23 protein-coding genes are annotated in these 23635 nt (G+C 70.5%); 12 read left to right on the top strand and 11 right to left on the bottom strand.

The genetic code is table 11. The features are described 5' to 3' along the window. Positions 1-370 precede the first annotated feature (370 nt). Entirely contained in the window at positions 371-1822 is a 1452-nt protein-coding gene (locus ABG085_RS13625; RefSeq protein ID WP_347976270.1) for a protein kinase, read from the bottom strand. A 192-nt stretch (positions 1823-2014) separates the two neighbouring features. Then, positions 2015-2677 carry a fasciclin domain-containing protein gene (locus tag ABG085_RS13620; protein WP_347976269.1) on the bottom strand — a complete coding sequence of 221 codons (663 nt, stop codon included), beginning with the start codon at positions 2675-2677 and terminating at the stop codon, positions 2015-2017. 206 nt (positions 2678-2883) lie between these two features. Here ABG085_RS13620 and ABG085_RS13615 point away from each other — a divergent pair, with 206 nt between their 5' ends. From ABG085_RS13615 to ABG085_RS13585, 7 genes are all read left to right on the top strand, one after another. Next, positions 2884-4614, top strand: coding sequence for a cytochrome c biogenesis protein CcdA (locus tag ABG085_RS13615; protein WP_347976268.1), 1731 nt, complete (start codon positions 2884-2886; stop codon positions 4612-4614). Between the two features lie 39 nt (positions 4615-4653). Then, positions 4654-5256: an ECF RNA polymerase sigma factor SigK gene (gene sigK / locus ABG085_RS13610; protein WP_347976267.1), complete on the top strand. Its 603-nt coding sequence runs from the start codon at positions 4654-4656 to the stop codon at positions 5254-5256. Then, positions 5256-6083, top strand: a complete 828-nt coding sequence (locus tag ABG085_RS13605) for an anti-sigma factor (RefSeq protein ID WP_347979198.1) — start codon at positions 5256-5258, stop codon at positions 6081-6083. Before sigK ends, ABG085_RS13605 begins: the two co-directional genes overlap by 1 nt. Positions 6084-6136: 53 nt before the next feature. Continuing rightward, complete coding sequence (locus ABG085_RS13600) at positions 6137-6544, top strand: helix-turn-helix transcriptional regulator (protein WP_347976265.1); 408 nt, start codon at positions 6137-6139, stop codon at positions 6542-6544. 65 nt (positions 6545-6609) lie between these two features. Further along, complete coding sequence (locus ABG085_RS13595) at positions 6610-7017, top strand: VOC family protein (protein ID WP_347976264.1); 408 nt, start codon at positions 6610-6612, stop codon at positions 7015-7017. Between the two features lie 81 nt (positions 7018-7098). After that, on the top strand, positions 7099-7737 hold the full coding sequence (locus tag ABG085_RS13590; RefSeq protein WP_347976263.1) for a DNA-directed RNA polymerase subunit beta: 639 nt from the start codon (positions 7099-7101) through the stop codon (positions 7735-7737). 615 nt (positions 7738-8352) lie between these two features. Further along, positions 8353-9240 carry an aminodeoxychorismate lyase gene (locus ABG085_RS13585; protein ID WP_347976262.1) on the top strand — a complete coding sequence of 296 codons (888 nt, stop codon included), beginning with the start codon at positions 8353-8355 and terminating at the stop codon, positions 9238-9240. Positions 9241-9395: 155 nt separating this feature from the next. Here the strand turns inward: ABG085_RS13585 and pstB are convergent, their stop codons facing one another. From pstB to ABG085_RS13550, 7 genes are all read right to left on the bottom strand, one after another. Next, complete coding sequence (gene pstB, locus ABG085_RS13580) at positions 9396-10175, bottom strand: phosphate ABC transporter ATP-binding protein PstB (RefSeq protein WP_163620554.1); 780 nt, start codon at positions 10173-10175, stop codon at positions 9396-9398. Positions 10176-10206: 31 nt separating this feature from the next. Further along, positions 10207-11313, bottom strand: coding sequence for a phosphate ABC transporter permease PstA (gene pstA / locus ABG085_RS13575; protein WP_347976261.1), 1107 nt, complete (start codon positions 11311-11313; stop codon positions 10207-10209). Position 11314: 1 nt separating this feature from the next. Beyond that, complete coding sequence (pstC, locus tag ABG085_RS13570) at positions 11315-12259, bottom strand: phosphate ABC transporter permease subunit PstC (RefSeq protein WP_163620556.1); 945 nt, start codon at positions 12257-12259, stop codon at positions 11315-11317. A gap of 76 nt (positions 12260-12335) precedes the next feature. Continuing rightward, the gene (gene pstS, locus ABG085_RS13565; RefSeq protein ID WP_347976260.1) at positions 12336-13445 is read right to left on the bottom strand and encodes a phosphate ABC transporter substrate-binding protein PstS; all 1110 of its coding nucleotides are present in this window, start codon (positions 13443-13445) and stop codon (positions 12336-12338) included. Positions 13446-13686: 241 nt separating this feature from the next. Then, positions 13687-14625 carry an NUDIX hydrolase gene (locus ABG085_RS13560; RefSeq protein WP_347976259.1) on the bottom strand — a complete coding sequence of 313 codons (939 nt, stop codon included), beginning with the start codon at positions 14623-14625 and terminating at the stop codon, positions 13687-13689. Further along, on the bottom strand, positions 14622-16787 hold the full coding sequence (locus ABG085_RS13555) for an RNA degradosome polyphosphate kinase (RefSeq protein WP_347976258.1): 2166 nt from the start codon (positions 16785-16787) through the stop codon (positions 14622-14624). Before ABG085_RS13555 ends, ABG085_RS13560 begins: the two co-directional genes overlap by 4 nt. Before the next feature lie 105 nt (positions 16788-16892). Then, positions 16893-17591 carry a response regulator transcription factor gene (locus ABG085_RS13550; RefSeq protein WP_163620560.1) on the bottom strand — a complete coding sequence of 233 codons (699 nt, stop codon included), beginning with the start codon at positions 17589-17591 and terminating at the stop codon, positions 16893-16895. A gap of 159 nt (positions 17592-17750) precedes the next feature. Here ABG085_RS13550 and ABG085_RS13545 point away from each other — a divergent pair, with 159 nt between their 5' ends. From ABG085_RS13545 to ABG085_RS13530, 4 genes are all read left to right on the top strand, one after another. Further along, positions 17751-18041, top strand: coding sequence for a hypothetical protein (locus ABG085_RS13545; protein WP_347976257.1), 291 nt, complete (start codon positions 17751-17753; stop codon positions 18039-18041). Positions 18042-18176: 135 nt separating this feature from the next. After that, positions 18177-18779: an FABP family protein gene (locus tag ABG085_RS13540; protein ID WP_347976256.1), complete on the top strand. Its 603-nt coding sequence runs from the start codon at positions 18177-18179 to the stop codon at positions 18777-18779. A 50-nt stretch (positions 18780-18829) separates the two neighbouring features. Beyond that, positions 18830-19936, top strand: coding sequence for a glycine cleavage T C-terminal barrel domain-containing protein (locus ABG085_RS13535; RefSeq protein ID WP_347976255.1), 1107 nt, complete (start codon positions 18830-18832; stop codon positions 19934-19936). A gap of 11 nt (positions 19937-19947) precedes the next feature. Next, a complete protein-coding gene (locus ABG085_RS13530; protein WP_347976254.1) occupies positions 19948-21060 on the top strand; it encodes an FUSC family protein in 1113 nt (370 codons plus the stop codon). A 41-nt stretch (positions 21061-21101) separates the two neighbouring features. On the opposite strand, the gene ABG085_RS13525 is transcribed toward ABG085_RS13530, so the two are convergent. Next, on the bottom strand, positions 21102-21920 hold the full coding sequence (locus ABG085_RS13525) for a class I SAM-dependent methyltransferase (protein WP_347976253.1): 819 nt from the start codon (positions 21918-21920) through the stop codon (positions 21102-21104). A 99-nt stretch (positions 21921-22019) separates the two neighbouring features. Here ABG085_RS13525 and ABG085_RS13520 point away from each other — a divergent pair, with 99 nt between their 5' ends. Continuing rightward, positions 22020-22769: a phosphoglyceromutase gene (locus tag ABG085_RS13520; protein ID WP_347976252.1), complete on the top strand. Its 750-nt coding sequence runs from the start codon at positions 22020-22022 to the stop codon at positions 22767-22769. Between the two features lie 72 nt (positions 22770-22841). Here ABG085_RS13520 and phoU read toward each other — a convergent pair whose 3' ends face one another. Beyond that, positions 22842-23519, bottom strand: a complete 678-nt coding sequence (phoU, locus tag ABG085_RS13515; protein WP_347976251.1) for a phosphate signaling complex protein PhoU — start codon at positions 23517-23519, stop codon at positions 22842-22844. Between the last annotated feature and the right edge of the window lie 116 nt (positions 23520-23635).

Here is a 23635-nt window from a genome sequence, read left to right as displayed (position 1 = left end):
CAGGTGTCGTTCAGACACTTGGCGAGTACCTCGGGCTCTCAGGGTGTTCCAGCATATAGCGGCGGTCATCCAGCGCATTTCGGCGCTGGCGCTCCATTTTGTTGTGTTGAAGTCCGTTGCTCTAACCAACTGAGCTATAGGGGCGCCTCCACCCTAGCAAGGCCACGCGGATGGTCGGAGCGTCGGAGCCCGTCTCTAGGCTGTGGGTCGCTCGTCTGGAGACGTCGCGGGAAAGGACCAGGAGGCGATGAGGAAGCAGTGCGGTTCATGCGGGCGGGACCAGCCGCTGACCGAGTTCAACCGCAAGTCATCCCGCCCCGACGGGCGGTCGAGAGCCATGCGCGACCTCAGTGGAGCTTGACTGCGGCGCTCAGTCGTTGCCGCCGCCGTTGCCGTTCCCGCGCCCGCCGTTGCCGCCGCCGTTGCCGTTGCCGTTGTTGTTGCCCGGGCCGCTGTTGTCATTGACGTCGCCGCCGCCAGTGGTGTCGGCCGGCGGCGGGTCGCCGGCCGGGGCCTGCTCAGCGGGCACGCTGACCGGTGCCTCCTGCACCGGAGCCTCCTCCGTGGGCGTGACCGGGGCCTCCTCAGTCGGTACGGGCGGAGCCTGCTCCTCCGCGGGCGGGGTGGACGCCGGGTCCGGTTCCGCGGCCCAGCTGTTCGCGAGCAGCACCGTGCCGAGCGCGAGCGCGATCGCGAGCGCCGCCGCGACGACCACACCGATCACCAGGGCACGACGCGAGGGGCGTCGCTCCTCGTCCGGCAGGGCGGGGGCGACCTCGGCCGCCTCACCGGTCCCGGCCGAAGACCCCGACGCCAGGGCGGCCACGCGCGCATCGCGGCGGAGCGCTCCGCGCTCGGGCGTGCCCGTGGAACCCGCGGCGAGTGCGAGCGGGGGAATGATCTGCGTGGGGTCGGTGACCGGTATCGCGACGGGCGCCGTCGAGGGGTCGGCACTCTCCCGGGCGATGGTGTTCTCCATGGCCGCCAGGCGCGATGCGGCCGTCACCACCTCGATCGCGGTGGGGCGGTCGTCCGGACGGATCGCCGTCATCCCGCGCAGGAGGCCCTGCCACGACGGGTGGAGCGACTCGGGGATACTGGGCGCCGACGACAGCCGTGCCACCACCGTGCCGATGCCTTCGGCATCGCCGAACGGGCGTTCGCCGGTCAGCGCCTCGATCAGCAGCAGGCCGAACGCATAGATGTCGGCGGCCGGCGCCGGCGGCACGCCCTGCGCCTGCTCCGGCGCCACGTACGCCATCGTGCCGACGATGACTCCCGGGGTGGTCACACGGGCCGTGTCCATCAGGTAGGCGATGCCGAAGTCGGCGAGCTTCGCCCGCCACTCCCAGCCAGGCCGGGGAGATGACCACAGCAGCACGTTCGAGGGCTTGATGTCGCGATGCACGACCCCGTGCTCGTGCGCGACGTGCAGGCCCTCCGCGACGTCGATCGCGATCGATGCCACGATCTTCGGATCGACGGGCCCGCGCGCGATGAGATCACGCAGGGTGATGCCGTCGACGTGCTCCATGACCAGGTAGCTGGTCTCACCGGTGCCCACGCGCGCGTCGAAGACGGTGACGAGGGAATGGTGACTCAGAGAAGCGAGGAGGGTCGTCTCCGACAGGGCACGCTCTACGGAGTCGACGCCGTCGGTGGGTTCGCGGAACACCTTCACCGCTACCGAGCGCTGGAGGTGGGTGTCTTCGGCGCGATAGACGCGTGCCATGCCGCCCTCGCCGATGCGCTCGTGCAGGACGTAGCGATCGTCCAAGATCTCGCCGGTGGACAACTCCGCCGACGCGCGCAAGTCTGTCACGTGTCCTCCCACCTGGCGTCCGCACCCCTCCGGCGCAACCCCAGGCCCAGGAATCACGTTAGACAGCGCACCTTTTTGGGCCCACACCCTTGACTCTCCCGCGAGTGCGTGCAAGACACGACGAGGCCGCCGACGTCACCCCACAGACGTCGGCGGCCTCACCGCCCCCCTGCCGGCCGAAGCCGGCGGCGGTCACTGTGCCGGAGGCATCAGGACCGAGTCGATGAGATACACGGTGGCGTTGGCGGTCTGCACGCCGCCGCAGATGACGGTGGCATCGTTGACCATCCACTCGTCTCCGCTTCCGGTCACCTCGAGATCGGCGCCCTGCACCGTCGTGTGCATGCCGGCGATGTCGGCCGGCTCGATCTGGCCGGGAACCACGTGGTACGTCAGGATCGACGTCAGCGTCGCGGTGTCGGTCTTCAGCGCCTCGATGGTCGCCGGGTCGATGGCAGCGAACGCCTCGTCGACGGGCGCGAAGACGGTGAACTCATCGCCGTTGAGGGTGTCCACGAGGTCGACCTCGGGGTTGAGCTGGCCGCTGACCGCGGCGACGAGCGTGGTGAGCAGCGGATTGTTGGATGCCGCGACAGCGACCGGATCGGCCGACATGCCCTCGATCGACCCGTCGCCGTCCGGCACGGCCTCCGCATATGCGGCGCAGCCGGGGCCGACGAGGTTCGCGGCGGGATCGACGGCCATCGGCTCCTCGCTCGCCTCCATGGCCGGTGTCGAGGGTTCTGCCGACGGCTCGGCCGCCGAGCCGCCCATCGAACAGGCCGACAGTGCGAAGGTCGCGGCGACGGCGAGCGCGAGTCCGGCCGAGAGGCGCTTCCTGGTGATGCGAGACATTGTCTTCCTCCTCCATGCGGTCGTGCGACCGCGGTCTGGTGGCCCCCGGTGCGGGGAGCGTGCCGCAGGAGCGGCTGCACGGACTGTTCGGAGGGCTTCCCGGAACGGATTGGACGAATACGGATGCCGCCGCTGGGCGCTCGGCGTCGCTCGTCCAATCCGAAGCGGCCCGCGGAGCGAACAACCCTCGACACCAAGGGGGATTCATGGAGCTCGTCATCATCGGTCTGCTCGGCGGGCTCATCACGGGGATCTCGCCGTGCATCCTGCCGGTGCTGCCGGTCATCTTCCTGACCGGCGGCGCGCAGTCCGCCCGCTTCGCCTCGGAGGCGGCCGACGGGCGGGCCCCGGCGTCGCGCTGGCGGCCATACCTCGTCATCGCCGGGCTCGTCACCAGCTTCACGCTGGTCACCCTGCTGGGCTCGCTCCTGCTGGGCGCGCTCGGGCTGCCCCAGGACGTGCTGCGCTGGGCGGGGATCGCGGTACTCGTGCTGATCGGAATCGGCCTGCTCGTCCCGGGATTCGAGCGGGTGCTCGAGAAGCCGTTCCAGCGTCTTGCGCGACGCTCGGAGGTGCAGAACTCCGGGAGCGGCTACGGCGTCGGGCTGGCCCTCGGCACCGTTTTCGTGCCGTGCGCCGGACCGGTGCTGGCGGCGATCATCGTGGCCGGCTCGACCGGCCGCATCGACGTCGGCACCGTGGTGCTGACCCTCTCCTTCGCCGTGGGCGTCGCCATCCCGCTGCTGTTCTTCGCGCTGGCGGGCCGGGGCTTGGTCGAGCGCATCCGCGCCTTCCGCACTCACGAGCGAGGCCTCCGGATCGCCGCCGGCGTGGCGATGCTCGCGCTCGCGGTCGGGCTGGTCTTCAACGTCCCGCAGCTGCTGCAGCGGCTCGTGCCCGACTACACGGCCGGCATCCAGCGGCAGCTCACCGACAACCCCGACGCGCGCCGGGCGCTCGATCTCGGCGGCCTCGTGACGGACGAGAACCGCGAGCTCGACCAGTGCACCAACGGCGCGGCCGAGCTCGAGTCCTGCGGGGCGGCGCCGGGCATCCGGGGCATCGACGCGTGGCTGAACACGCCGGAAGGCGCTCCGATCGACCTCGACGACCTGCAGGGCGGGGTCGTGCTCATCGATTTCTGGGCATACTCGTGCATCAACTGCCAGCGGAGCATCCCGCACGTCGTGGCGTGGGACGAGGCCTATCGCGACGCGGGACTGCGGGTGATCGGCATCCACTCTCCGGAGTACGCGTTCGAGAAGGACACCGCCAATGTCGCGGCGGGCGCCCGCGACTTCGGGATCACGTATCCGGTGGCGCTCGACAACAGCCTGTCGACGTGGACGAACTACCGGAACCGCTACTGGCCCGCCCACTACCTCATCGACGCGTCCGGCACGGTACGGCACATCTCACTCGGCGAGGGCAACTACGCCGCGACCGAGAAGCTCATCCGAGAGCTGCTGCAGGATGCCGACCCCGACGTCGCGCTGCCGGATCCGACCGACATCGCCGACGACACGCCGGATGCCGGCACGCGCACGCGCGAGACGTTCCTCGGTTCGGCGAAGGACGTCAACTACGGCGGTGACGCGCCCTACCGTGCCGGCGAGGGCGAGTACCGGCTGCCCGCCGAGCAGCCGGCGGATTCGTTCGCCCTCGACGGCGCCTGGCGCATCGAGACGCAGTACGCCACGCCCGCCGCGGCGGCAGGTGGCGGCATCCGTCTGCAGTTCCATGCGGATGAGGTGCGCATGGTGCTCGCGGGCGAAGGGGAGGTGCGGGTACGGCTCGACGGCGGCCGCGAGCAAGCGCTGGCGGTGTCGGGAACGCCCAGGTCGTACGCCGTCGCGGACGGCTCCGTCGCGTCCGGCCAGGTGCTCGAGGTGATCGTGTCGCCAGGCGTCGAGGTCTATTCGTTCACGTTCGGCTGACATCGCGTGCGGTCAGGTTGTCGGGAGGGGACGTAGGGCATGCTGGTGGACATGGTGATCGACGGGATCGACGTGCCGGAGGACGGCACGGAGCCCGTTGATCGCATCGGAGAGCTGCTGCAGCGCGTCGCCGGCGGCGACCAGGCGGCGTTCGCCCGGGTCTACGACCTGCTCTCGCCGCGCGTCTTCGGCCTGATCCTGCGTGTGCTCGTCAACCGGGCCCAGAGCGAAGAGGTGCTGCAGGAGGTGTTCCTGGAGGTGTGGCAATCCGCATCGCGGTTCGCTCCGAACAGAGGTCAGGGAAGATCGTGGGTGCTCACGATCGCGCACCGCCGGGCTGTGGACCGTGTGCGGGCCTCGCAGTCGAGCACCGATCGCGACGTGCGAGCGGGAATCCGCGACCTCGCGGTGGCCCATGACGAGGTGGCGGAGCAGGTCGAGCTGCGCATCGAGGGGGAGCGGGTGGCGACGGCGCTGTCAGCGCTGCCCGACGCCCAGAAGGAAGCGCTGACCCTCGCGTATTACGGGGGTTACAGTCAGAGCGAGATCGCGGCCCTGGTGGGAGCGCCGCTGGGGACGATCAAGACGAGGATGCGGGACGGATTAACCCGCCTGAGAGCAGAGATGGGGGTGACCGCGTGATGAACGAGGAGGAGTTCGCCGAGCTCGCCGCCGGCGCTGCGCTGAACGCGCTGTCACCCGCCGACCGGGAGGCGTTCGAGGCCGCCCGACGCCGGCACCCCGAGTGGCAGCATCTGGTGGACACGGATGCGGCGACCGCCGCCGCGCTCGCCGACACCGTCTCCGACGCGCTGCCCCCGCTGACCCTGCGCTCGACCCTGCTCGCCCGTGTCGCGGCCACCCCGCAGCTGCCGGCGACCCCGCAGCGGCCCGCGATGGACGCGGCCGCCGCCGCGGCCGCCGAACCGGTCGCGGCGTGGTCGGAGAGCGACGAGCAGCCGGCGGCCGAGCCGCCGCCCGCGACGGCCGTCATCCAGGCGGTTTCGCGGCGGCGCTGGACCCGCGGGATCCTCGGGCTCGCCGCATCGCTGGTGCTGCTGGTCGCCCTCGGGCTCGGCGCGGCAACCATCAACGACTACCTCAACCGCTCGGCAGAGGTCGTCGCGCTCCAGCAGATCGAGGATGCCCCCGACGCCCAGTCGACCACGGTCGAGGTCACCGACGGCGGCACGGCGACGGCGCACTGGTCGGAGTCGGTCGGCAAGGTCGTGGTGGTCTCGCAGGGACTTCCGCAGATCGCTGACGACGAGAGCTTCGAGCTGTGGTTCGTGCGTGGCGGCGACGCGGTCTCGGCAGGCACCTTCGAGTCCGCGGACGGCCAGGCGACGGCATTGCTCGACGGTGAGGTCGAGCCGGGCGACGTGATCGCGATGACGATCGAGCCGCAGGGCGGTTCACCCACCGGGGAGCCGTCGTCCGAACCCATCGTGGTCATCCCCACCGCCTGAACCGGGCCGCGGACGGGCTGGCGCGACGGGACGATCCGGGTAGCGTGAAACCCGTGGTTTCCGCCGTGCAGACGACCCAGACCCTCGCGCACCTGCGGCGTGCGCGCGATCTCATCGATCGCGAGTACGCGCAGCCGCTCGACGTGCCGACGATGGCGACGAAAGCCCTGATGTCTCCGGCGCACTTCTCGCGGGAGTTCAAGGCGGCATACGGCGAGACCCCGTACGCGTACCTCATGACCCGGCGGATCGAGCGCGCCATGGCGCTGCTGCGCGAGGGCACGTCGGTGACGGATGCCTGCACCGCCGTCGGTGCGACCTCGCTCGGCTCGTTCAGCTCGACGTTCAGCGAGATCGTGGGGGAGACCCCGAGCTCGTACCGGTCCCGGCCGCATGACGCCGCCGAGGCGATGCCGCTGTGCGTCGCGAAGATCCTCACGCGCCCGACCCGGTACGCCTGACCGGTCGTGTCAACTGAGCAGGATCGGAGAAGCGCGCCCTTGGGGAGGCCTCTAGCGTGGCAGGCATGACGAACATCGCGCTGGCCTACAGCCCCATCACCGTCGACGATGTCGACGCCGCCATCCCGTTCTACCGCGACGGCCTCGGTCTCGAGGTCGTCAACGACGTCTCTTACGACGGTCACCGCTGGGTGAGCTTCGGCTTCCCCGGTCAGCCCGGTCTGTCGCTCGTCGTGTCGGACCCGACGGCGGGCCGGTCGCCGGATGACGGCGAGTCGCTGCACCGCCTCATCGTGAAGGGGTCGGGTCCGGGGCCCTACGTGTTCACCACGAGCGACCTCGACGCCACCTTCGAGCAGCTGCGCGCGTTCGGCGCCGAGGTGCTGCAGGAGCCCAAGGAGCAGGGCTGGGGACCGCGCGACTGCGCGTTCCGCGACCCGGCCGGCAACCACATCCGCATCAACCAGGTCTGAGGGGACCGCGTCATGTGCCTGCCCTGGGCGGCTGCCCTCGAGCGGGAGCCCGTGCTCGTGGCGGCGAGTAGCCTGGACGGGATGAGCGATTCGTCCAGGGAGTTCCACAAGCCCGTCCGCCGACCGGCGGAGCTCTTCGACCGTGTGTTCGCGGCCGAGGATCCGGCGGAGGTCTCGCGCGTCGCGCACACGACCGCGCACGCCCTGCTGGCCCGGGTGCGCGCCGACCCCGACGGCGACGTCGTCGACCGGCTCGTCGCGTTCACCGACGAGCACGGCATCGACGACCTCGCCGAACTGTGGTCGCGCTCGCCGGCGAAGTCGCTCCCCGGAGCGCTCTGGCGGCTGTACCTCGTGCAGCTCATGATCCACGACGACCCGCGCACGGCCGCGCTCCTGTACGAGCGCGGCCGTGCCGAGCTCGCCTCCGCCGATGATGTGGTCGCCGGTGCGCCGTCACCCGCCGGCCCCGACGAGCTCGTCGCCCTGGTCGACACCATCCTGCGGGGACTGTTCGAGGGGGACTTCGCCGTCGCGCTCGACCGCGCCGCCGCATTCTGCCGCGTGCAGGCGTCCGGCGCGACGCATCTCGCCGACGACTACGAGGCGACCGAGCCCGAGCGTGCGTCGGCGTTCACCACGCGCGCCCTGCGGCTCTCGGACTACGCCGCCGACCTGACAGCCTGCGCCGCGCTGTGGCGCCGCGACGCCCTCACCTGAGCAATCCGTTTCCTCCAGCCGCGACGGGGCGGATCGCCGTGTCCCTTCCGATCGCCGATCTTGGCGAGTCGCCAGGATGCGCGTCTGCGGTGGTGGGTTTTGGCGAGCCGCCGGGGCGGGGTCGGCGATGGCGGATTTGGCGACTCGCCGGGATGCGCGGCTGAGGTCGCGAGATTTGGCTACTCGCCAGCACGGGCGACTGCGTGGTGGGTTTTGGTGAGCCGCCGGGGGAGGGGCCTGGCGGCGTAGGCGTGGCGACTCGCCAGGATGCGCGGCTGGAGGTCGCGGGTCTTGGCCACTCGCCAGCACGCGCGAGCGAGGGAGCGAGCGACCGAGCGCCGGCGGGCGGATGTCCGACACAGAAGTGCGCGGAACACCGGGCGTGAAAGTGCCGGGCCGCAGAACGCCGCAGTGCTGATGCCGCTGCGCGGAGAGGCGTTCCGCACCGCTGGCGGTGCGCATCTCCCCGGGTACGAAAGTGCCGGGCCGCAGAACGCCTCTCGGCGCGAGGCCGCTCGGAGCGGCAGAAGATGGAGCCCGGGGTTACTGCGGCCCGGCTGATCCAGTGTAACGGAGGAGACCGGCGTGGCATTCCCTGCGCTCTAAGCTCGGGGCATGGCCCTGCTCTTCGCGCTCGTCATCGACCCCTCGGCAGCAGAGGATGCCCGGTCGGACTTCGCCGACACGTTCCGCGTCATCGATCCCTCGGCACCGGCACTCAGCGTCGGCGAGCTGAGCACGCAGCGGGGCGACGGCATCTTCGAGTCGATCGGGGTCGTCGACGGGCACGCGCAGGAGACGGAGGCGCATCTCGAGCGGCTCGCGCACTCAGCCCGGATCTGTGACCTGGCGCCCCCGAACCTCGAACAGTGGCGGGAGGCCGTGGACGTCGCCGCGCAGCACGCGCCGCGCCACGGCGAGGGCGTGATCAAGCTCATCCTGAGCCGCGGCGTCGAGCACGGCCCCGCGCCCACGGCCTGGGTGACCGTGGCGGCCGCCGCCGACAACACCGTCGCGCGCGAGCACGGCATCCGCGTGGTGACGCTCGATCGGGGGTATGGCATCGACACGCCCGCGAAGGCCCCGTGGCTGCTGCTCGGCGCCAAGACGCTGTCGTATGCGGTCAACATGGCGGCGATCCGCGAGGCGAAGCGGCGCGGAGCCGACGACGCCGTGTTCGTGAGCTCGGACGGCTTCGTCCTCGAAGCCCCGACCGCGTCGCTCATCCTGCGGCTCGACGGCCGCTTCGTCACTCCGGCGCCCAACGGCGGCATCCTCCACGGCACGACGCAGTTGAGCCTGTTCGCCCATCTCGAGGAGCAGGGTCTCGCGACCGGCTATGCGACGATTCCGATCAGCGCGCTGGGCCAGGCGGATGCCGCGTGGCTGGTGTCGAGCGTGCGTCTCGCGGCGCCCATCACAGCGATCGACGACGCCGCCGTCCCGGTCGACGCCGACCTCACGGCATCCTTCAATCGCTATCTGCTCAGCCCGCGCGACTGATCAGCCCACCTGCCCCGCGCGACGGACCCGCCTGCCCCGCGCGACGGACCCGCCTGCCCCGCGCGACGGACCCGCCCGCCCGACCCGCGCCTTGGCCGCGCGATGACGAAGCCCCCGCCGAGCGGCGGGGGCTTCGTCGATGGGATGTCGTCGGCTCAGCCGAATCGGCCGGAGACGTAGTCCTCCGTGGCCTGCACCGACGGCGTCGTGAAGATCGCGGTGGTGTCGTTGTACTCGATGAGCTTGCCCGGCTTGCCGGTGCCGGCGATGTTGAAGAACGCCGTCTTGTCGCTCACGCGCGAAGCCTGCTGCATGTTGTGCGTGACGATGACGACCGTGTAGTCGTTCTTGAGCTCGCCGATCAGCTCCTCGATGGCGTAGGTCGAGATCGGGTCCAGGGCCGAGCACGGCTCGTCCATGAGGATCACCTCGGGCGACACGGCGATCGCGCGCGCGATGCAGAGTCGCTGCTGCTGGCCGCCCGAGAGGCCCGAGCCCGGCTTGTCGAGACGGTCCTTGACCTCGTTCCACAGGTTGGCGCCCATGAGGGACTTCTCGACGAGCGCGTCGGAGTCCGACTTGGACATCTTCTTGTTGTTGAGCTTGACGCCCGCGAGCACGTTCTCCTTGATCGACATCGTGGGGAACGGGTTGGGCCGCTGGAACACCATGCCGACCTGGCGGCGCACGAGCACCGGGTCGACGTTGGCGCCGTAGAGGTTGTCGCCGTCCAGCAGCACCTCGCCCTCGACGCGGGCGCCGGGGATGACTTCGTGCATGCGGTTCAGGGTGCGCAGGAACGTCGACTTGCCGCACCCCGATGGGCCGATGAAGGCGGTCACGCTGCGCGGCTCGATGTTGAGCGAGACGCCTTCGACGGCCAGGAAGTCGCTGTAGTAGACGTTGAGGTCGTTGACTTCGATGCTCTTGGACATGATTCCTGTCGGTTCTTTCGGGTGGGGATGCTCAGCGGCCGAGCTTCGGCGAGAAGACCTTCGCGACGAGGCGCGCGATGAGGTTCAGGAGCATCACGATGACGATGAGGACGAGAGCGGCGGCCCAGGCCCGGTCGTGGTAAGCCTGGACGGGGATGCCCGCGTTCATGTACTGCGTGTAGACGAAGACGGGCAGCGTCATCATGCGGCCCTCGAAGAGGTTGTAGTTCATGGACGTGGCGACGCCGGCGGTGAGGAGCAGCGGGGCCGTCTCGCCGATGACGCGCGAGATCGACAGCATGACGCCCGTCGTGATGCCCGCGATCGAGGTGGGGAGCACGACCTTCGCGATCGTGCGCCACTTCGGCACCCCGAGGGCGTACGCCGCCTCACGGAGCTCGTTCGGCACGAGGCGCAGCATCTCTTCGGTCGAGCGCACCACCACGGGGATCATGAGCACCGACAGCGCGATCGATCCCATGATGCCCATGCGGATGCCGGGCCCGAAGATCAGCGCGAACACGGCGTAGGCGAACAGACCTGCCACGATCGAGGGGATGCCGGTCATCACGTCGACGAGGAACGTGATGCCGCGCGCGAGCCGGTTCCGGGCACCGTACTCCACGAGGTAGATGGCGGTGAAGATGCCGATCGGGATCGAGATGATCGCCGCGGCGAGCGTGATGAGCAGAGTGCCGACGATGGCGTGCAGCGCGCCGCCGCCTTCGCCGACGACGTTGCGCATGGACGAGGAGAAGAACTCGGCCGAGAGGCCCGCGACGCCGTTGACGATCACGGTGATCGCCAGCGACACGAGAGGCACCATCGCGACGAGGAACGCGAGTGTCACGACGCCGGTCACGAGCCGGTCGACGCCCTTGCGGCGGCCCTCCACGAGCGAGGAGGTCGTGGCGATCAGGGCCAGGTACACGAGGGCGGCGACGACGGCCCATCCTGCGATGCTGAAGTCCTCACCCGAACCCATGGCGAGGATCGCGAAGACTACGGCGCTGACCGCGAGGCTGCCGATCAGGATGGCCCACGGAGCCCACACCGGCAGGCGGCCGCTGGTCAGCCGCGGGGTCTCGCGCACGGGCACCTGCTGCGGCGCCGTCGGGGGAGCGGTTGTCACGGTCATGTCAGTTCGCTCCCGAGAATGCCTCGCGGCGGCTCACGATCCATCGTGCGATGGCGTTGACCGCGAAGGTGACGATGAAGAGGATGAGACCCGTCGCGATCAGCACGTTGACATTGGTGCCGTACGCCTCGGGGAACGTCAGGGCGATGTTCGCCGGGATGGTGCTGGGGTTCTCCGAGGTGAAGAGCTGGAAGGTGACGACGCCGGTCGCGGACAGCACCATGGCGACCGCCATCGTCTCGCCGAGGGCGCGACCGAGCCCCAGCATCGAGGCGGACACGATGCCGCTGCGGCCGAAGGGGAAGACGGCCATGCGGACCATCTCCCACCGCGTCGCGCCGAGTGCAAGGGCGGCCTCCTCGTGGAGCACCGGGGTCTGCAGGAAGATCTCCCGGCAGATCGCGGTGATGATGGGGACCACCATGACCGCCAGCACGATCGCTGCGGTGAAGATCGTGCGGCCGGTGCTGGAGACGGTGCCGCCGAACAGCGGGAACCAGCCCATGTTGGCGTTGAGCCACGCGTACACCGGCTGCACGGCGGGGGCCAGCACGAGGATGCCCCACAGGCCGAAGACGACGGAGGGCACCGCGGCCAGCAGGTCGACGATGTAGCCGAGACCCTGCGCGAGGCGGCGCGGTGCGTAGTGCGAGATGAAGAGGGCGACCGAGACGGCCAGGGGGACGGCCATCAGCAGCGCCAGGAAGGACGCCCAGACCGTGCCGAACGCGAGCGGCCAGACGTACTGCCAGAAGTTCCCGGTGAGGATGCTCGCCGTCTCACTGGTGGCGGTCAGACCGGGGATGGACTGGATGATCAGGAAGAGCGCGACGGCGGCGAGCGTGACGAGGATCATCACGCCGGCGGCGAGAGCGGTTCCCGAGAACCAGCGGTCGCCCGGCCGCTGCTTGACCTTGCCCGCGGCCGGGGCGGTCGTCGTGGTCATGGTGTCCTTCTGATTCGGGTCTTCTCAGGGTGATACCCGGCCCGGTCGCCGTGCGACCGAGCCGGGTACCGGGGTCTTACTCGGCGACGATCGTCTCGATCGCCGCGTTGACCTTCTCGCGCAGGCTGTCTGAGATCGGCGCGTTGCCGGCGGCCGCCGCGGCGGCCTCCTGGCCCTCGGCGCTGGCGACGTACTCGAGGTAGCCCTTGACGATCGGGGCGACCGCCGCGTCGGCGTACTCCTGGCACGCGATCATGTAGCTGACGAGCACGATCGGGTAGACGCCGGCCTCTTCCGAGGTGCGGTCGAGCTCGATCGCGAGGTCGCCCTCGGTGCGGCCCTCTTCGAACGGCGAAGCGTCGACGATGGCCGCGGCGGCCTCGGGCGAGTACTCGACGAACTCGTCGCCGACCTTGACGGCGACGGTCGAGAGGCCCTCTTCGGCGGCGCGCGACGCGTCGGCGTAGCCGACGGTGCCGTTGCCTCCCGCGACGGCCGAGACGACACCCGAGGTGCCCTGTGCGGCCTCGCCGGTCGAGAGCGGCCAGACGCCGTCGGGCTCGCTCGTCCACACGTCGCCGGCGGCCTGGAAGAGGTAGTCGGTGAAGTTCTCGGTGGTGCCCGAGTCGTCGGCGCGGTGCACCGGCGTCACGGCCAGGTCGGGGAGCGTCACGCCCTCGTTGAGGGCGGCGATCGCCGGGTCGTTCCAGTTCGTGATGGTGCCGGCGAACAGGCCCGCGATGGTCGCGGCGTCGAGGTTGAGCGAGTCGACGCCCTCGATGTTGAAGATGACGGCGATCGGCGAGATGTAGGTCGGCAGTTCGACGATGCCCGAGCCCTCGGCGCACGCCTCGAACCCTCCGGCCTCGATCTCCTCGACCTTGAACGCACGGTCCGAGCCGGCGAACGGGAACGCGCCCGCCTGGAACGACTCGCGCCCGGCACCCGAGCCCGACGGGTCGTACGTGATGGTGACGTCGGGGTTGGCGGTCTGGAAGCCGGCGGTCCACGCCTGGACGGCGACCTCCTGCGACGAGGCGCCGCCGCCGGCGATCTCGCCGGAGAGGTCCGAGGTGGCTGCGTCGGCGTTGTCGCCGGTCGGGGTCTCGTTGGAAGCGCAGCCGGCGAGGGCGAGGGCCGCGATTGCGGCGACAGCGCCCACCTGGGCGATGCGAGAGATCTTCACTGTGTGAATCCTTCACGTGTCAGGGAAACAGGCCCGAGAAGGCCTTCGGGTTCGAACCCGGTGCGGGGTTCGCTCTGAAACGTAGGCTCGGACTCTTAAGAGCTTGCGCTGCGCGGGTGAACGGAAGGTGAACGGGATGCCGACATCCATGCGTCCGCATCGAGGTCCCGCGACATCCGGCCCCGGAATTCCGGGACCCTCGGCGACTGGTGTTCACTCGAGCCGCTGAATGGCCCCGAGGTCAGTTCTTGGGGATGTGGGTCTCGATGGCGACGATCCCCGAGCCGGGATTGTCCACCGACATGTGCACGACCGAGAAGGCGGCGAGATCGAGTGCCGAGGCGCTGCCGAGGTACGACCCACGCAGTGTGCCCGTCGCGAGCGCGAGTTCGCTCAGGATGTCGGGCAGCACGGGTCCGTGGCTGCACAGCACGGACGGCTTGCGGGCACGCACCCGATCGCCGACCACGGTGCGGGCGTCGGACTTCCCCTCTTCCCACGCGTCCTGGCCGATCAGAGCGCTCGTCTCGATCTTGCGCCCGATGGCGTCAGACAGCGGCTTGACGGTCTCCACGCACCGCACCGCGGGGCTCGACACGATCCTGCGGACGCCGAAGGCGAGGAGCGGGCCGACGATCGAGGCCGCCTGCCTGCGGCCGCGCGGAGACAGCGGGCGGGCGGCATCCTTCCCCTTCCATTCCTCGCGGGGGAGCGCCTTGGCGTGCCGCAGCGCGACGATCGGGAACGTCCGCAGCACGCCCTCGTCGAGCAGCCGGACGAAGGTCTCCATGATCTCGGTGTCGACGGGATAGCTGAGCCGGCGCAGAGCCTTCTTCGGCGACACCCATTCGAGCGCGGCGATTTCCTTGTTCGGCACGAACGCCGAGGCGCGGATCGCCGCCTCCGTCGCCTCGGCCGCCCAGTAGTGCACGATCTTGATGCGCTTGCTGGGCAGCCGGTAGCGCGAGACGCCGACCGGCACGCCGAGGGCGACACGGATGCCGGTCTCTTCGTGGATCTCGCGCACCGCGGTCTCTGCGAGCATCTCGCCGGGGTCGACCTTGCCCTTGGGCAGGGTGACGTCGCGGTACTTCGTGCGGTGGATCAGGAGCACGCGCAGCTTGCCGTCGACGACGCGCCAGACGACGCCCCCGGCCGCGTAGACGGCCGTCTCGGTCATCGCACCGCCCGTGCACGCCGGCGGCGCTGCACGTTGGTCATGGTCCTGTCCTGGATGTCCAGGAGGGGCTTGCCGTCCTCGCCGATGTTGTGCCGCACCCATTCGCCGTCCGGCCCCAGGTGCCACGAGCTGGTGTTGTCGCTCATCGAGAGGGTGAAGAGGTCGTTCAGCTCCTTGACGTGGGCGGGTGTCGACACCCGCACGAGCGCCTCGACCCGGCGGTCGAGGTTGCGGTGCATCATGTCGGCGCTGCCGATGTACACCACCGGCTCGCCGTCGTTGTGGAACGCGAAGATGCGCGAGTGCTCGAGGTAGCGGCCGAGGATCGAGCGGACCGTGATGTTCTCGCTCATCCCGGGCACGCCGGGCTTCAGCGAGCAGATGCCCCGTACGCACACCTCGACCTTCACGCCGGCCTGGCTGGCGCGGTACAGCGCGTCGATGATCTGCTCGTCGACCATCGAGTTGACCTTGATGCGCACGCTGGCGGGCTTGCCGCCGAGCGCGTTGCGCCGCTCCTTCTCGATGAGCCGCAGCAGACCCTTGCGCAGGTGGAGCGGCGCGACGAGGATCCGCTTGAACTTCTTCTCGATCGCGTAGCCGCTCAGCTCGTTGAACAGGCGGGTCAGGTCGCGACCGACCTGGTCGTCGGCGGTGAAGAGGCCGAAGTCCTCGTAGATGCGGCTGGTCTTCGGGTTGTAGTTGCCGGTGCCGACGTGGCTGTAGCTGCGCAGCACGCCGCTCTCCTCGCGGATCACCAGGGCCAGCTTGCAGTGGGTCTTCAGTCCGACCAGGCCGTAGACGACGTGGACGCCGGCCTTCTCGAGCTTGCGGGCCCACACGATGTTGTTGGCCTCGTCGAAGCGCGCCTTGATCTCGACGAGCGCCAGCACCTGCTTCCCGGCCTCGGCGGCGTCGATGAGCGCCTCGACGATCGGACTGTCGCCCGACGTCCGGTAGAGGGTCTGCTTGATGGCGAGCACATGCGGGTCCTTCGCCGCCTGCTCGAGGAAGGACTGCACGCTCGTCGCGAAGGACTCGTAAGGGTGGTGCACGAGCACGTCGCCCTTGCGGATGGCGGCGAAGATGTCCGCGCGCTCGTTGTTGTCGCCCGGCTGGAACGCCAGCGCGGTCGTGGGCAGGTGCGGCGCGAAGTGCAGGTCCGGGCGGTCGATGCGCGAGAGGTCGAACAGCCCGCGCAGGTCGAGCGGCCCGGGGAGGCGGTAGACCTCCTGTGCCGTGATGTCGAGCTCCTTCACGAGGAGGTCGAGCGTCACGTCGTCCATGTCGTCGGTGATCTCGAGGCGGATCGGCGGGCCGAATCGCCGACGCAGCAGCTCCGCCTCGAGCGCCTGGATGAGGTTCTCGGTCTCGTCCTCCTCGATGACCATGTCCTCGTTGCGGGTCAGGCGGAAGGCGTGGTGGTCCAGCACCTCCATGCCGGGGAAGAGGTCGTCGAGGTGGTTCGAGATGAGGTCTTCGAGCGGCAGGTACCGCACCGCGCCGGCGGCGGGCGGCAGTTCGACGAACCGGGGGAGCATCGGCGGCACCTTGAGCCGGGCGAACTCCTGGCGCCCGGTGCGGGCGTTGCGGATGCGGATCGCGAGGTTCAGCGACAGCCCGGAGATGTACGGGAACGGGTGGGCGGGGTCCACCGCGAGCGGCATCAGGACCGGGAAGACCTGCGCCTGGAAGTACTCGTACAGCGCGGCCCGCTCGGCCTCGTCGAGCGTGTCGTACGAGACGACCTGGATGCCGGCATCCGCCATCGCCGGCATCACCAGCGACGTCCACGCCTGCGCATGCCGCATCTGCAGGCGATGCGCCTCGGCTGAGATGTCCCCGAGCACGTCGGCGGGGGACCGGCCGACGTTGGTGGGCAGGGCCAGGCCGGTCGCGATGCGGCGCTTCAGGCCCGCGACGCGCACCATGAAGAACTCGTCGAGGTTGCTCGCGAAGATCGCCAGGAAGTTCGCCCGTTCCAGGGTGGGCAGGTTCGGGTCTTCGGCGAGTTCGAGCACGCGCAGGTTGAAGGCGAGCCAGCTGAGCTCGCGATCCAGGTAGCGGTGGTCGGGAAGCTGCGAATCGAAGACCTCCGACAGGTCGAAGTCGTCGTCGTCCGCATCGCCCAGGCCGGCGTCGAGCACCTCGGGTTCGATCATCCCCTCATCATTGCAGGGTCGCGTGACGAGAGTGTGAACCCTTCGTCTCGCTTCGCTCGCTCAGGACGGTGCGGGACGGATGCCGCGTTCCGGGGTCGGCTCGGCCTAGGCGCCGGTGCGCTCGCGGGGAGCGGGCTCGGGCTCGTCCTCGTACACGTTGAAGCGGTAGCCCACGTTGCGCACCGTGCCGATGAGCTGCTCCATGTCGCCCAGCTTGGCGCGCAGGCGCCGGACGTGGACGTCGACGGTGCGCGTTCCACCGAAGTAGTCGTAGCCCCAGACCTCGCTCAGCAGCTGCTCGCGCGTGAACACGCGAGAGGGATGGGTGGCGAAGAAGTGCAGGAGCTGGAACTCCTTGTACGTCAGGTCGAGCGGCCGCCCGTGCACCTTGGCCGAGTACGAGGACTCGTCGATGGTGATGCCCGAGGTCTGGATGCGGGTCGACACCTGCTCGGCCGACTGGCGTCCGACCGCGAGCCGGATGCGCGCGTCCACCTCGGCGGGGCCTGCCGTGTAGAGGATCACGTCGTCGACGCCCCAATCGGGCGAGACGGCGGTGAGCCCGCCCTCCGTCACGATGAGCAGCAGGGGGGCGTCGAGGCCCGTCGTGTTGAGGATCTTGCACAGCGACTTCGCACCCACGAGGTCCACGCGGGCGTCGACGAAGATGATGTCGGCGCTCGGGGCGTTGACCAGCTGAGCGGGCTCCGCGGGAATCAGGCGCACGCGGTGGCTCAGCAGTTCGAGCGAGGGCAGCACGGGGCCGCCTCCGTGCGTGGAACTGAGAACCAGGAGCTGTGCCAATGGAACGCCTTCCCGGCGCGTGGGGGCGCGCGCCGCGAACCCCAGTGTAGAGCGTGGGCGGCGGCCACCCGTCTTCGTGACCGTCCCAGGGCCGCCGCCACAGCCGTCGGCCCGGCAGCGGCAGGTGCGGCCGGCGACGCGATGGGCGATGATGGAGACGTGGCCCTGCCTGAACTCGCTCCTCGTCGCACCTTCGGCGGCGTCGTCGCCGTGTGGGTGCTGGCGGCGGTCATCGCGATCCTGATCGGGATCTTCGCGACGCCGGACTGGCGTGCCGCATGGCTGGGCGTCGGACTGGGCGGATGCCTCATCGCGGCGTTCGCGACGCAGCTCTGGTCGGGACGCTCCCAGGGATTCACCGAGCGCGTGGCGGCGAGCGTGCTGGGTGCGGCGCTGGTGATGGGTGTCGTCAGCCTGGGCTTCGGGCTGGCAGCCCTCGTTCCCGGCTAGACTCATCGTCATGGATCTCGTCGCGCTCGAATTGTTCTTCGTGGGCCTGCTCGGCCTCGCGTCGCTCGCGATCGTCTTCGTATCGGGCGTCGTCGTCTGGAACCTCTACCGCGGCCAGCGCTGACGGGTCGCGTCGTGCTCGACATCCCGACCGACCTTCCTGCGGAGCTCGTCCCGCTGTCGTGGCTCATCGGCGTGTGGGAGGGCACCGGCGTCATCGACTACGGCGACCACGCGTACACCGGCGAGTTCACGCACCGCGTGAGCTTCAGCCATGACGGCGGCGACTACCTCAACTACTCCGCCGAAGCCTGGTTCCACAGCGCCGACGACCCCGAGGCGCGCACGCGCCTGGTGGCCGAGCTGGGGTACTGGCGTCTCGTGCTCCCGGCGACCGAAGCCGACGCGGGCCCGGGTCTGCTGCCGGCGCTCGCACCCGCTGTCGCGCGCACGGCGGATGACATCGAGCGGCTGCGCAACAGTGACGGCGGCTTCGACATCGAGGTGGCCCTCGTCCATGCCGACGGCGTGAGCGAGCTGTACCTCGGCCAGATCAAGGGCCCTCGCATCGACATCGCGACCGACGCCGTCGTGCGTCCGGCGAGCGCAAAGAACTACGCCGCGGCGACCCGCATGTACGGCCTCGTCGACGGCCACCTGCTGTGGGCGTGGGATATCGCGGCCCTCGGCTTCGAGCTCGGCGCGCACGCGTCGGCACGCCTTGCCCGGGTCGAATGAACGCGGGAACGAGCACGTACTGATGGGCGGCACCTCCGATGACCAGATCGATGACTGACCCGTTCGCGGCCGTTCCGGGCGCCGTCGTCGACGACGCGGGACTGCAGCACGTCGGCAGCCCCCTCGTCGAGCAGCGCCGCCTCGCCGCCGGTGCGGCGCTCGCACCACGCCACGACCGCGTGGTCATCGCCGTGCCCGGCGAAGACCGCCTGACCTGGCTGGACTCGCTGTCCTCGCAGGCGCTTGCGCGCCTCGCACCCGGCGTGAGCACCGAGCTGCTCATCCTCGATCCGCAGGGACACGTCGAGCACGCCGCATCCGTGGTCGACGACGGCGAGACCACGTGGCTCATCGCCGATCGCGCCGACGTCGAGGGCCTCTTCGGCTGGCTCCGCAAGATGCGCTTCCGGCTGCGCGTCGACCCTCGCATCGCCGACGACGAGTACGCGATCGTCGGCGGCACCGCGGCGGCGCTCGAGCGCATCTCGCCCGCCTCGCCGTCGGGAGTCCCGCTCGTGTGGCGCGACCCGTGGCCCGCGGTCGCGCCCGGCGGTTACGCCTACTCTCCGGTCGATCCCCACCCCGGCGCCGATCGCGACTGGGCCGAGGCGATCGTGACGCGCGAGGAGGAGCTGCGCATCGCGGATGCCGCGACCCGCGGCGAGCTCGAACTCGCCGGCATCGCGGCGGCCGAGGCGCTGCGCGTCGCCGCCTGGCGTCCGCGCTGGAGCACCGACGTCGACGAGCGGGCGCTGCCGCACGAACTGGACTGGCTGCGCACCGCCGTCCATCTCGAGAAGGGCTGCTACCGCGGCCAGGAGACCATCGCGAAGGTGCACAACCTCGGCCACCCGCCGCGGCGGATGGTGGCGCTGCAGCTCGACGGGTCGGACAGTGTGCTGCCCGAGCACGGCGCGGCCGTGCGCCTCGGCGACACCGAGGTGGGCATCGTCACGTCGGCGGCGCTGCACTACGAGGAGGGTCCCATCGCGCTCGCGGTGGTGCGCCGCACGACGCCCGTCGACGCGCCGCTGACGGTCGACACCGCCGACGGCCCGGTCGCCGCCGCCCAGGAGACGGTGGTGCCGCCCGACGCCGGTGCCACGGCCAACGTGCCGCGGATCACGCGGCTGTCGCGGCGCGCGGCGGCGCAGTAGGAGCACGGGCGGTGAGCGGCGACGGCGACACCGCCGCGATCACGCAGACCGTCCCGACGGGCTGGCGCGCCCGGCTCGACCTCCGGCCGCACCTGGCCCGCGTCCGCGGGTCCGCGATCGCGATCGTGCAGATCACGCTGGCCGCGACCGCGGCGTGGGCCTTCGCCCACTATGTGGTGGGGCATCCGGCACCGCTCCTCGCGGCGACCGTCACGATCTCGAGCCTGGGCCTCGTGCGCGACGCCCGTCCTCGCCGCGTGCTCGAGACGGTCGTCGGGATGCTGGTGGGCATCCTGGTCGCCGAGGGGTTCGTCGTCGTCGTCGGGCCGGGGTGGTGGCAGCTGGCGCTCGCGCTCGGCGTGACGCTCGTGGTCGCGCGGTTCCTGTCCCCGTATCCGCCCTTCGCGATCATGGCCGGCATCCAGGCGTCCATCGTGATGTCGCTGCCGGCGTCGCAGCCTTTCTCTCGGCTCATCGACGGGATCATCGGCGGCGTGGCAGCCCTGCTGGTGACGGCGCTGATTCCACGCAATCCCCGCAGGGAAGAGGCACGCGACGGGCACGCCGTGTTCGCCGCGGCCGATGCCGCCGCGCGCACCATCGTGCAGGCGCTCCGCCGCGGCGATGCGATGCGGGCGACGCGTGGCCTCGAGAAGGCACGGGCGATCGCCCCGCGCATCGACGAGTGGCGTGCGTCGCTGGAGTCGGGGCTCGCGGTGGCCGGCTTCTCGCCCTGGCTGCGGCCGCAGCGCGCCGAGCTGCGGCGCCATCAGGCGGTGCTGCAGGCCATGGACTTCGCCACGCGCAACCTCCGCGTGGTGGCGCGGCGGGCGGTGTACCTGTGCGACGACGGCGGACGGCGTCCCGTGCCCGCCGAGCTGCTGGCGGAGCTGATGCGGGCGGCCGCCCTCGTTGGCGAGAGCCTCGACGACATCTCGCTGCAGCCCGCGGCGCGCGAGGCCGTTCGCGCGGTGGCCGTGCGTCTGGACCCCGCGCAGATCCTGCCGGACGGCTCGCAGGGCGAGCAGAACCTGCTCACCGCGCTGCGCCCGCTCGCGGTGGATCTGCTGACCGCGACCGGCATGTCGTCGGCCGAGGCGCGTGCCGTGCTGCCCCGGGTGTGACAGGGCCGGTGTGGCGGTGCCGGGTGTGACAGTGCCGGGCATCAGCGCGGGGCGACGGCGCTCCAAGGGACGGTGACCTCGCCCAGGCGCCATCGCGACCGCTCGAGGATCGGCCAACCGCCGGCGACGAGCGCCGAGAGCGCCGTGCGCCACCGATGCACCGGACCGAACGGCGAGACGCTCGCCGCGCGCTCCCACTCGGCGTCGAGCGCGGCCAGATACGCGTGCACCCGCTCCCCGGGGATGTTGCGGTGGATGAGCGCTTTGGGAAGCCGCTCCGCGGCGACGGACGGATGCTGCAGCCCGGCCAGTCGCAGCGACACGGTCAGCGTCCGGGGTGCCGCGTCGGACCCGATCGCCGCCCACGTCGCGATGCGCCCGATCTCGTCGCAGGTGCCCTCCACCAGAAGGCCGTCGGGCGCGAGGCGGCCGGCCATGGTCGCCCAGGCCACGGCGACCTCGTCCTCGTCGTACTGCCGCAGCACGTTGAAGGCCCGTACGACGGCGGGCCGGCGCCCGCCCGCGACCGGCACCTCGAATCCACCGCGGGCGAACGACACGCGCGAGTCGGGCGCGAATGACGTCTCACCCGCGCGTACCTGACCGAGCTGCGCGCGGGCCCGCGCCACCCGGGCGGGGTCGATCTCGAGACCGAGCACCTCGACGTCCGGGCGGACCAGGGCGAGGCGCGAGTGCAGCTCCAGCGCGGTGACTCCGCTGGCGCCGTAGCCGAGGTCGACCACCAGCGGGTCGGTGGCCCGGCGGAGAGCGGGCTGCCGCGCGATCCAGCGATCCACGCGCCGCAGCCGGTTGGTCCCGGTCGTGCCGCGCGTGATCTGCCCGACCGGTCCCCGCGCCATCCCTCCATGATGCCAGGCGATCGCCATCGTCCAGCCGACCGGCGAGGCTGGCCGACATGGCGCCGGGGCGGGCGTCGTCGCCCGGATATCATGGGGCGCATGACCGCGCCCTATACGCTGATCCTCCTCCGTCACGGCCAGAGCGAGTGGAACAAGACCAACCAGTTCACGGGCTGGGTCGACGTCCGCCTCACCGAGCAGGGCAAGGCCGAGGCTGCGCGCGGTGGCGAGCTGCTGGCCGAGTCCGGCATCCTGCCCGACGTCCTGCACACCTCGGTGCTGAGCCGCGCCATCCAGACCGCCGACATCGCGCTCGACACGGCCGACCGCCTGTGGATCCCGGTCAAGCGCTCGTGGCGCCTGAACGAGCGCCACTACGGCGCTCTCCAGGGCAAGGACAAGGCGCAGACCCTCGAGGAGTTCGGCAACGAGCAGTTCATGCTGTGGCGTCGCTCGTTCGACGTGCCGCCGCCGCCGCTCGCCGCCGACGACCAGTACAGCCAGGTCGGCGACCCGCGGTATGTCGGCATCGACGGCGAGGTGCCCGACACCGAGTCGCTGAAGATCGTGATCGACCGCATGCTGCCCTACTGGCACAGCGACATCGTGCCCGACCTGAAGGCCGGCAAGACGGTGCTTGTGACGGCGCACGGCAACTCGCTGCGCGGCCTGGTCAAGCACCTCGACGGCATCAGCGACGCCGACATCGCCGAGCTCAACATCCCCACCGGCATCCCGCTGGTGTACCGCCTCGACGAGAACCTCGAGCCGCTCAGCCCGGGGGAGTACCTCGACCCCGAGGCCGCTGCCGCGGGGGCTGCCGCTGTCGCGAACCAGGGCAAGGCCTGACGACGGATACATGCAGAAGAGCGGATGCCTCCACCGGAGGCATCCGCTCTTCTCGCTGTGCAGCGCTCTGGGCTACTGCGGCGAGATGATGTCGATCGTGTCGGTGCTCGTGGTCCAGTCGCCCGTCGACAGGTAGGCCACCTTCTTCGCCACCGACACCGCGTGGTCGCCGAAGCGCTCGTGGTAGCGGCTCGCGAGAGTCGCGTCGACGGTGGCCGACGGGTCGCCCTGCCAGCTGTCGCTGAGCACCTTCTCGAACACCGAGACGTGCAGCTCGTCGAGCTTGTCGTCGGCGTTGCGGATTTCGTCGATGAGGTCGCCGTCCTGCGAGCGCAGCAGCTCGGTGAGCTGGCGCGCCGCCTCGACGTCGAGCTCGCCCATCTTGAGGAAGGTCGACTTCAGGCCCTTGGGGATGGCCCGCTCGGGGAAGCGCATGCGCGTGAGCTGCGCGATGTGCTCGGCGATGTCGCCCATGCGCTCGAGCGAGGCGCTCATGCGCAGCGCGCTGACGACGATGCGCAGGTCGCGGGCCACCGGCTGCTGACGCGCCAGGATCTCGATGGCGAGCTCGTCGAGCTCGATGGCCTTCTCATCGATGACCGCGTCGGCTTCGATGACCTCCTCCGCCAGAGCGACGTCGCTGGTGCCGAACGCGCGCGTCGCCTTGTCGATGGCGACCGTGACGAGTTCGGCGATCTCGACGAGACGCCCCTGCACGTCCTCGAGGGACTGGTGGAAGACTTCGCGCATTCCGACGCACCTTTCATGGTTTTCGGGGGAGAGGCTCGTCCCGCGCCCCGCCGATTGTCGCCAGGGAAGGTTAACGGATGGTGCCCCCGTGGTGAACAGTACCCGGATCCTCCGTG

The organism is Microbacterium sp. ProA8, from assembly GCF_039905635.1.
Lineage (GTDB): Bacteria > Actinomycetota > Actinomycetes > Actinomycetales > Microbacteriaceae > Microbacterium > Microbacterium chionoecetis.
The sequence above is the reverse complement of the archived record's forward strand: the minus strand, read 5'-3'. Positions and strand labels throughout refer to the sequence as shown.

Bases quoted from the DNA above. Each gene is read 5' to 3' on its own strand.
- ABG085_RS13590 (WP_347976263.1), top strand. From the start codon at position 7,099: ATGAGCGATTCGTCCAGGGAGTTCCACAAGCCCGTCCGCCGACCGGCG.
- ABG085_RS13595 (WP_347976264.1), top strand. From the start codon at position 6,610: ATGACGAACATCGCGCTGGCCTACAGCCCCATCACCGTCGACGATGTC.
- pstB (WP_163620554.1), bottom strand. From the start codon at position 10,175: ATGTCCAAGAGCATCGAAGTCAACGACCTCAACGTCTACTACAGCGAC.
- ABG085_RS13520 (WP_347976252.1), top strand. From the start codon at position 22,020: ATGACCGCGCCCTATACGCTGATCCTCCTCCGTCACGGCCAGAGCGAG.
- ABG085_RS13620 (WP_347976269.1), bottom strand. From the start codon at position 2,677: ATGTCTCGCATCACCAGGAAGCGCCTCTCGGCCGGACTCGCGCTCGCC.
- pstA (WP_347976261.1), bottom strand. From the start codon at position 11,313: ATGACCGTGACAACCGCTCCCCCGACGGCGCCGCAGCAGGTGCCCGTG.
- ABG085_RS13585 (WP_347976262.1), top strand. From the start codon at position 8,353: ATGGCCCTGCTCTTCGCGCTCGTCATCGACCCCTCGGCAGCAGAGGAT.
- ABG085_RS13560 (WP_347976259.1), bottom strand. From the start codon at position 14,625: ATGACCGAGACGGCCGTCTACGCGGCCGGGGGCGTCGTCTGGCGCGTC.
- ABG085_RS13605 (WP_347979198.1), top strand. From the start codon at position 5,256: ATGAACGAGGAGGAGTTCGCCGAGCTCGCCGCCGGCGCTGCGCTGAAC.
- ABG085_RS13535 (WP_347976255.1), top strand. From the start codon at position 18,830: ATGACTGACCCGTTCGCGGCCGTTCCGGGCGCCGTCGTCGACGACGCG.
- sigK (WP_347976267.1), top strand. From the start codon at position 4,654: ATGCTGGTGGACATGGTGATCGACGGGATCGACGTGCCGGAGGACGGC.
- ABG085_RS13615 (WP_347976268.1), top strand. From the start codon at position 2,884: ATGGAGCTCGTCATCATCGGTCTGCTCGGCGGGCTCATCACGGGGATC.
- ABG085_RS13555 (WP_347976258.1), bottom strand. From the start codon at position 16,787: ATGATCGAACCCGAGGTGCTCGACGCCGGCCTGGGCGATGCGGACGAC.
- ABG085_RS13525 (WP_347976253.1), bottom strand. From the start codon at position 21,920: ATGGCGCGGGGACCGGTCGGGCAGATCACGCGCGGCACGACCGGGACC.
- pstC (WP_163620556.1), bottom strand. From the start codon at position 12,259: ATGACCACGACGACCGCCCCGGCCGCGGGCAAGGTCAAGCAGCGGCCG.
- phoU (WP_347976251.1), bottom strand. From the start codon at position 23,519: ATGCGCGAAGTCTTCCACCAGTCCCTCGAGGACGTGCAGGGGCGTCTC.